Source organism: Brevundimonas sp., from assembly GCF_018608325.1.
Taxonomy (GTDB): Bacteria; Pseudomonadota; Alphaproteobacteria; order Caulobacterales; family Caulobacteraceae; genus Brevundimonas.
On sequence record NZ_JABAZW010000061.1, the window covers coordinates 16,578 to 23,028 of the forward strand.

A 6,451-nucleotide genomic window follows, 5' to 3' on the forward strand; every position below is an offset into this window, starting at 1 on the left:
CAGTCCAGCCGACGCAGAACCATCTGCGACACGAACAAGGCCACCCCGACGACGGCAAGGGCGACGCCGGAGACGCGGGCGGCGTCGTTCGGCGCCAGAGCCAGACGGTCCAGAGCCACGAAGCCGACCACGACCTGCGCCACCACGACGCAGAACATGGCGGCGAAGGCGGTGAAGACGGCGCGGCGCAGGCGCAGGTCTGTCAACTTGAGGGGCGAGGGCTTGCGGACCGCCGCGTGCTCATCCGCTGGCAGGAAGCGCCAGACAACGATCAGCGCCACCAACGGCAGGGCGGCGATCACCAGCAGGGAGGCGCCGATATTCCATCCCGCCAGAAGACCCGCTGCACCCGGCCCGACCACCATGCCGACGGCGCTGGCGGCGCCGACCGCGCCCATGGCCTTGGCGCGCCCGGCGGGCGGGGTGTGGTCGGCGACCACGGCGGCGCAGACGGGCGGCACGGCGGCGTAGAAGGCGCCAGCGGCTGTGCGGGCCAGGGTCATGCCGAGGAAGGTTATGGCGGCGGCGGGAACCCAAAGCAGGGCGGCGTTCATGAAAAGGGCCAGCACGGCATAGCTGACGGCGAACCCGATCAGGGCGGTCAGCAGGACGCGCCTGCGTCCCACGCGGTCGCTATAGGCGCCCCAGAAGCGCGCCATCAGCATCCAGGCGACGCCCGCGGCCGTCACCGCCATGCCGACATGCCAGGGTTGAAGATCCAGCAGCCGCGCCATCGGTCCGACCACGGCGACAAAGGCCATCATCGCCATGCTGCCGATGCAGGCGGCGGTCAGAAGTGGCTTGAGGCTGAAGGCGGGCGGCTGATCGGCGGGCGAGGGGACGGTGGTCATGATCGGCTCCGAAGCAAACGGTGACGCTCATGTCCAGCAAATGAGAATGAATTGCAAATCCGTTGTCTTCAAACCGGCAGGATCAACTCCACCTTCAGACCGGAGGCATTGTCAGACAGGTGGACGTCGCCGCCATGGGCGCGGGCGACAGCGGCGACCATGGCCAGGCCCAGGCCGGAGCCGGATTGGCTGTTCGGCGACAGACGATGGAAGCGCCGCAAGACCTTGTCGTGTTGATCGTCCGGGATGCCGGGACCGTTGTCGGAGACGCCGAGATGGACCGCACCGTTATTCTGCTGGACGGACACAGTGATATGGACCTCACCGCCGCCGTGGAAGACGGCATTCTCGATCAGATTGGCCAGCGCCTGCTGCAGCAGATGAGGATCGCCCTGAACCATGAGGGCGCCGTCTGGCGGTCCGGTCAGTGCGCCGTTTGCCTCGACGATGGGGCGATAGATGTCGCAGACCGTGCGGGCCAGGGCGGCGGCGTCGACCGGGACGGTCTTCAACTGGTCGCCGCTGCTTTCCAGACGCGCCAGCGCCAGCAGGCCTTCGAACAGGCTGCTGAGTTGATCGGTTTCCTGCATGGCCAGATCAAGGGCGTCGGCAGACCGTTCGGGATTATCGACGTGGGCGGCGGCGTCCTCAAGTCGGTTGCGCACGCGGGTCAGGGGGGTGCGAAGTTCGTGCGCCACGCCTTCCGACAGGGTTTTCAGCGCTGAGTGGGCGGCCTCCTGCCGATCCAGCATCCGGTTCAGGTTCCGGGCCAGATCATCGAATTCGCGGCCAAAGCCAATGGCGGGCAGGCGGGTCGCCTCCTGACCGGCGATGATCCGGGCCACGGCGCTGTTCACGCCTTCCAGCCGCCGCAGGAACAGCCAGCCCGCCGTCAATCCGCCGATGATGGCCAGCAGGAACAGGACCAGCCCGCTCCAGAAGGCGAACTGGCGCACGCCGCCTCGCAACTCGTCCAGATGCTGGGTGTCGCGCCCGACCGCCAGCAGGGTGCCGTCCTGCGCATGGCTGCTGAGCACCAGCATATTGGGCGTCTGATCCGGCCAACGGGTCTGACGCATCTTGGTCGGCAGGTTGCGGCGGAAGCCCGTGTCATTCACCGCCTGCCGCGTCAGCCCGTTGGAGAAGCTCTCTCCGTCAGGGGCAGCGACCAGCAGAAGATAGCGCCGTGCGTCGCGGTTTCGGGCCTGACTGTTCAACTCGCGCACCAGGGCGGCGCCGCCGTGGCGGTCGGCGTCGGCGCGCATCACCTCCATCTGGTGCGTCAGGCCGTCACGCACCTCGGCCTCGGCGAACCGCATCAGGCCATAGTCGACTGCAACCACCAGACCGGCTGCGCCGATGCCGAACAGCAGCGAAAAGCCCGCCGCGAACCGCAGGCTGGCGGTCGACCAGATCGACGGGCGTCTGGTCCTAGCGGGCGTCCTTGAGGACATAGCCGACCCCCCGGATGGTATGGATCAGGTCTACGTCGAAGCCCCGGTCCACCTTTGCGCGCAGGCGGCTGATGTGGGCGTCGATCAGATTGGCGCGCGGATCGAAGTGAAAGCCCCACAGGCTTTCCAGCAGCATGGTCCGCGTCACCGTATGCCCAGCGTTGCGCGCCAGCATCTCCAGCAGCTTGAACTCGTGCGCGGTCAGTTCCAGCACCTCGCCCGCACGGGTCGCGCGGTGGGCTGTGGCGTCGATCTCCAGATCAGCAATGACATGTCGGCTGGGGCGCGCGGCGAGGGGAGGGCGCCGGATTAGGGCCTGAAGCCGGGCGCTGAGTTCGCTGAAGGCGAAGGGTTTGACCAGATAGTCGTCGGCCCCGGCGTTCAGCCCCTCGACCCGATCTTCCACCGAGCCCAGCGCGGTCAGCATCAGCACAGGCGTCCGCAGGTCCGCCGCGCGCATGGCGCGCACCATGTCGATGCCGGACGGTCCGGGCATCATCCGGTCGGCGACGATGGCGTCATAGGCGCCGTCCAGCGCCATGTGCAGGCCGCTTTCGCTCTCGGCGGCCTCGTCCACCGTATGCCCCTGCTGGCGCAGACCTTCGGCGATGAAGGTGCGGGCAGGCAGGTCGTCGTCGATGATCAGCATCCGCATGGCGGGTCGTGTCGTCTCGTTCAGCAGGGCCGACCGCGGCGGATTTAATCTGCACGCAAGGTTCAGCGAAGGTCGCCGCTGTAATGCCCTGATTTGAGAATGATATGCAAATGCGTAAGCTGTTCTGAGAGAGCCATGACCACCGCCCAGCTTTGGAAAGTCCCTGATGTGCCGATCCAGATCGGCGGTTCATCCGGTGACGCCCTGGCGCCGTCTCAATCGCAGATGGACTGGGCCTTCGGCATTTCCACGCCGGAGCTGAAGCTGTTCACGACGGGTCTGGAAAAGCGACTGAAGCCTGGCCCTGCGGCGACGCTGGGGCAGCGGGTGCAGACCTTCTTTGAGCAGTTGCCGGGTGAAGCGGCGTCAGGCGAACCTGCGCCGCGCCTGCTGGTCGGCGCCCTGCCGTTCGACCGGAACGCCGACGACTGTCTGTTCTTGCCGCAGCGTGCGGCCAATCGTCCCTGGCCCGTTCAATCTTCCGCCCCCAAGCGGTTGAACTGGCGCATGGAGCCCCAGCCCGACCGTGCGGCCTATCGTGCGGCTGTGGCTGGAGCACTGGCGGAGATTCGGCGGGCGAGCGCCGAATCTCCGCTGGAGAAGGTCGTGCTGTCGCGCAGCCTGAAGCTGACCGCCGATGGCCGGATCGATCCGTTTGATCTGTGGTCGGCGTTGAAGGCGGATCCGTCGGCGGCGCGGTTCATCACGCCGCTGGGCCAGAATGCCGGCGGCGCCATGCGGCGTCTGGTCGGCGCATCGCCGGAACTGCTGATCTCCAAACAGGGCGCGCGCATCTTGTCCTATCCGCTGGCGGGGTCGGCGCGACGCAGCCCCGATCTGGCCGAGGATGAGGCGGCGTCAAAGGCCTTGCTGCGGTCGGACAAGGATCGTCGCGAACATGCCGCCGTGGTCGAGGCCATTCTGGATGCGCTGGCGCCCTATTGCAGCGAACTGCGCGCGCCGCCGGGCCCCGCTTTGGTCTCCACCCGCACCATGTGGCACCTGGGCACGCGTATCGAAGGGCGGCTGCGTCACCCCGACCGGGTGTCCTCGGCCGAACTGGCCGCCGTGCTGCATCCGACGCCAGCGGTTGCGGGCGCGCCACGGCAGCGGGCGGTGAAGCTGATCCACGAACTGGAAGGCTATGACCGGGGGTTCTACGCCGGGGCTGTGGGCTGGACCAATGCGGTTGGCGACGGCGCCTGGCATGTCTCGCTGCGCTGCGCCGAAGTCGCGGGCGACACCGCGCGGCTGTATGCGGGCGCGGGCATTGTCGAAGGCTCCGACCCAGAGGCCGAGGCCGACGAAACATCAGGCAAGTTCCAGGCGGTCCTGCGCGCCCTGGGCGTTGACGAGGCCGCAGCATGATCCCGCTTCAACAGGTCTGGCCTGACGATCTGGCCGCGCGCTATCGCGACAAGGGCTACTGGCGGGGTGAGACCTTCTCGGACCTGCTGCGCAACTGTGCGGCGGACTATCCCGACAAGCTGGCCGTGGTGGCTGAGGGCGCGCGCTGGACCTATGCGGAGTTGCTGGACCGGGCCGAGACGGCGGCGGCGGGTTTCCTGGCGCTGGGGCTGAAGCCCGGCGACCGGGTGGTGGTGCAACTGCCGAACCTGGCGGAGTTTCTCAGCGTCGTCTTCGGCCTGTTCCGCGCGCAACTGATTCCGGTCTACGCCCTGCCGGCGCACCGCCTGACCGAGATCGTCCATTTCGCCAGAAAGTCAGAGGCGGCGGCCTATGTGATCGCTGACCGCCGCGATGGCTTCGACTATCGCGCCTTGGCCCGTCAGGTTCAGGGCGAGGTTCCCGCCATCCGTCATGTCGTGGTGGTTGGACAGGCGGAGGAGTTTGTCGCCTTTGACGGCTTCCGTCCCGATTTGTCGCTGCTGCCGACGACCGATGCCGATCCGTCGCAGGTGGCCTTCCTGCAGATTTCGGGCGGGTCTACGGGGCTGTCCAAACTGATCCCCCGCACCCACGACGACTATCTGTACAGCGTGCGCGACAGTGCGGTGATCAGCGGATTGAGCACCGACAGCGTCTATCTGACGGCCCTGCCTGCGGCCCATAATTTCCCGATGAGCTCGCCCGGCTATCTGGGCGCCATGTGTGTCGGCGCGACGGTGGTGATGGCGCCTTCGCCTTCACCGGACGCCTGTTTCCCGCTGATCGCGCGCGAAGGCGTGACGATCACGGGTCTGGTGCCGCCGCTGGCCCTGTTGTGGATGCAGGCGGCGGCGACCACGGCGCATGACATCTCCAGCCTTCAGGTGCTGCTGGTCGGCGGGGCCAAGTTTCTGCCGGAAGCCGCCCGTCGCGTTCGCCGCGAACTGAACTGCACCCTGCAGCAGGTGTTCGGCATGGCCGAGGGGTTGGTCAACTATACCCGGCTGGATGATCCCGAGCACCTGATCGTGGAGACGCAAGGTCGCCCGATCAGCCCGGATGACGAGGTTCTGATCGTTGACGATCATGATGTGCCGGTGGCCGAGGGGGAGACGGGCAACCTTCTGACGCGCGGCCCCTATACGATCCGCGCCTATCACAATGACGACGCGGCCAATGCGCGGTCGTTCACCGATGACGGCTTCTATCGCACCGGCGACGTCGTGCGCCGCACGCCAGAGGGGTATCTGGTCGTGATGGGTCGGGCGACCGACCACATCAATCGCGCGGGTGAGAAGATCTCGGCGGAAGAGGTCGAGGATCACCTGCTGGCCCATCCGGCGGTGTTCGACGCGGCGGTTGTCTCCACGCCCGACGACTATCTGGGCGAACGCACCTGCGCCTTCATCATTCCGAACGGTCCCGCGCCGCGCGGCGTCGAGATCAAGGCGTGGATGCGCAAGCGCGACATCGCGGAGTTCAAGGTGCCGGATCAGATCGTCTTCGTCGACGACTTCGCCATCACCGCCGTGGGCAAGATCAGCCGCCGCGAGCTGCGCGCCGCCCTGCGCCAGCGCCTGCTGGACGCGGCCAAGGGAGACCCCGCATGACCGCCAAGCCCGGCCTGCCGACCGTGCCCGCCTATGATCTGCCGACCGAGGATGAAATCCCGGCGTCGCGTGCGCCGTGGGTGTTGGAGCGCGGCCGCGCCGCCCTGCTGGTCCATGACATGCAGCGCTATTTCGTGCGGCCTTATGCAGCGGACGCTGAGCCGTTGACCGGTCTGGTCGCCAATATCGCGCGTCTGATCGAGGCGGCGCGGGCGGCGGGCATTCCGGTCTTCTATACGGCCCAGCAGGGCGAGCAGGACCGTCGTGACCGGGGGCTTCAGGCCGACCTGTGGGGACCGGGCATGAGCCGCGCGCCCGAGCATCAGGACATCCTGCCCGAACTGGCGCCGAGCCCGTCCGACTTCGTGCTAGTCAAGCATCGCTACAGCGCCTTCCAGCGCAGCAATCTGGAGACGCTGATGCGGGCGCGGGGGCGGGACCAACTGATCGTCTGCGGGGTCTATGCCCACATCGGCTGCCAGCTGACGGCGG

The 6,451-nt window shown here is 67.4% G+C and carries 6 protein-coding genes; 3 read left to right on the forward strand and 3 right to left on the reverse strand.

The window, feature by feature from the left end; translation table 11 throughout:
- The 3 genes from QZ281_RS06495 to QZ281_RS06505 all read right to left on the reverse strand — a co-directional run.
- On the reverse strand, positions 1–851 hold an 851-nt coding region (locus QZ281_RS06495), incomplete at its 3' end, for an MFS transporter (protein WP_292226153.1).
- Between the two features lie 68 nt (positions 852–919).
- On the reverse strand, positions 920–2,305 hold the full coding sequence (locus tag QZ281_RS06500; RefSeq protein ID WP_292226155.1) for a HAMP domain-containing sensor histidine kinase: 1,386 nt from the start codon (positions 2,303–2,305) through the stop codon (positions 920–922).
- Positions 2,283–2,954 (reverse strand): response regulator transcription factor, encoded by a 672-nt coding sequence (locus tag QZ281_RS06505; RefSeq protein WP_292226192.1) that lies wholly within the window; start codon positions 2,952–2,954, stop codon positions 2,283–2,285. The genes QZ281_RS06500 and QZ281_RS06505 overlap by 23 nt, the downstream gene beginning before the upstream one ends.
- Positions 2,955–3,095: 141 nt before the next feature.
- Between QZ281_RS06505 and QZ281_RS06510 the strand changes: the two genes are divergently transcribed.
- From QZ281_RS06510 to QZ281_RS06520, 3 genes are all read left to right on the forward strand, one after another.
- A complete protein-coding gene (locus QZ281_RS06510; RefSeq protein ID WP_292226157.1) occupies positions 3,096–4,328 on the forward strand; it encodes an isochorismate synthase in 1,233 nt (410 codons plus the stop codon).
- Complete coding sequence (locus QZ281_RS06515) at positions 4,325–5,959, forward strand: AMP-binding protein (RefSeq protein WP_292226165.1); 1,635 nt, start codon at positions 4,325–4,327, stop codon at positions 5,957–5,959. Before QZ281_RS06510 ends, QZ281_RS06515 begins: the two co-directional genes overlap by 4 nt.
- Positions 5,956–6,451: isochorismatase family protein (locus QZ281_RS06520; protein WP_292226170.1), on the forward strand; the 496-nt coding region annotated here is incomplete at its 3' end. The genes QZ281_RS06515 and QZ281_RS06520, both read left to right, overlap by 4 nt.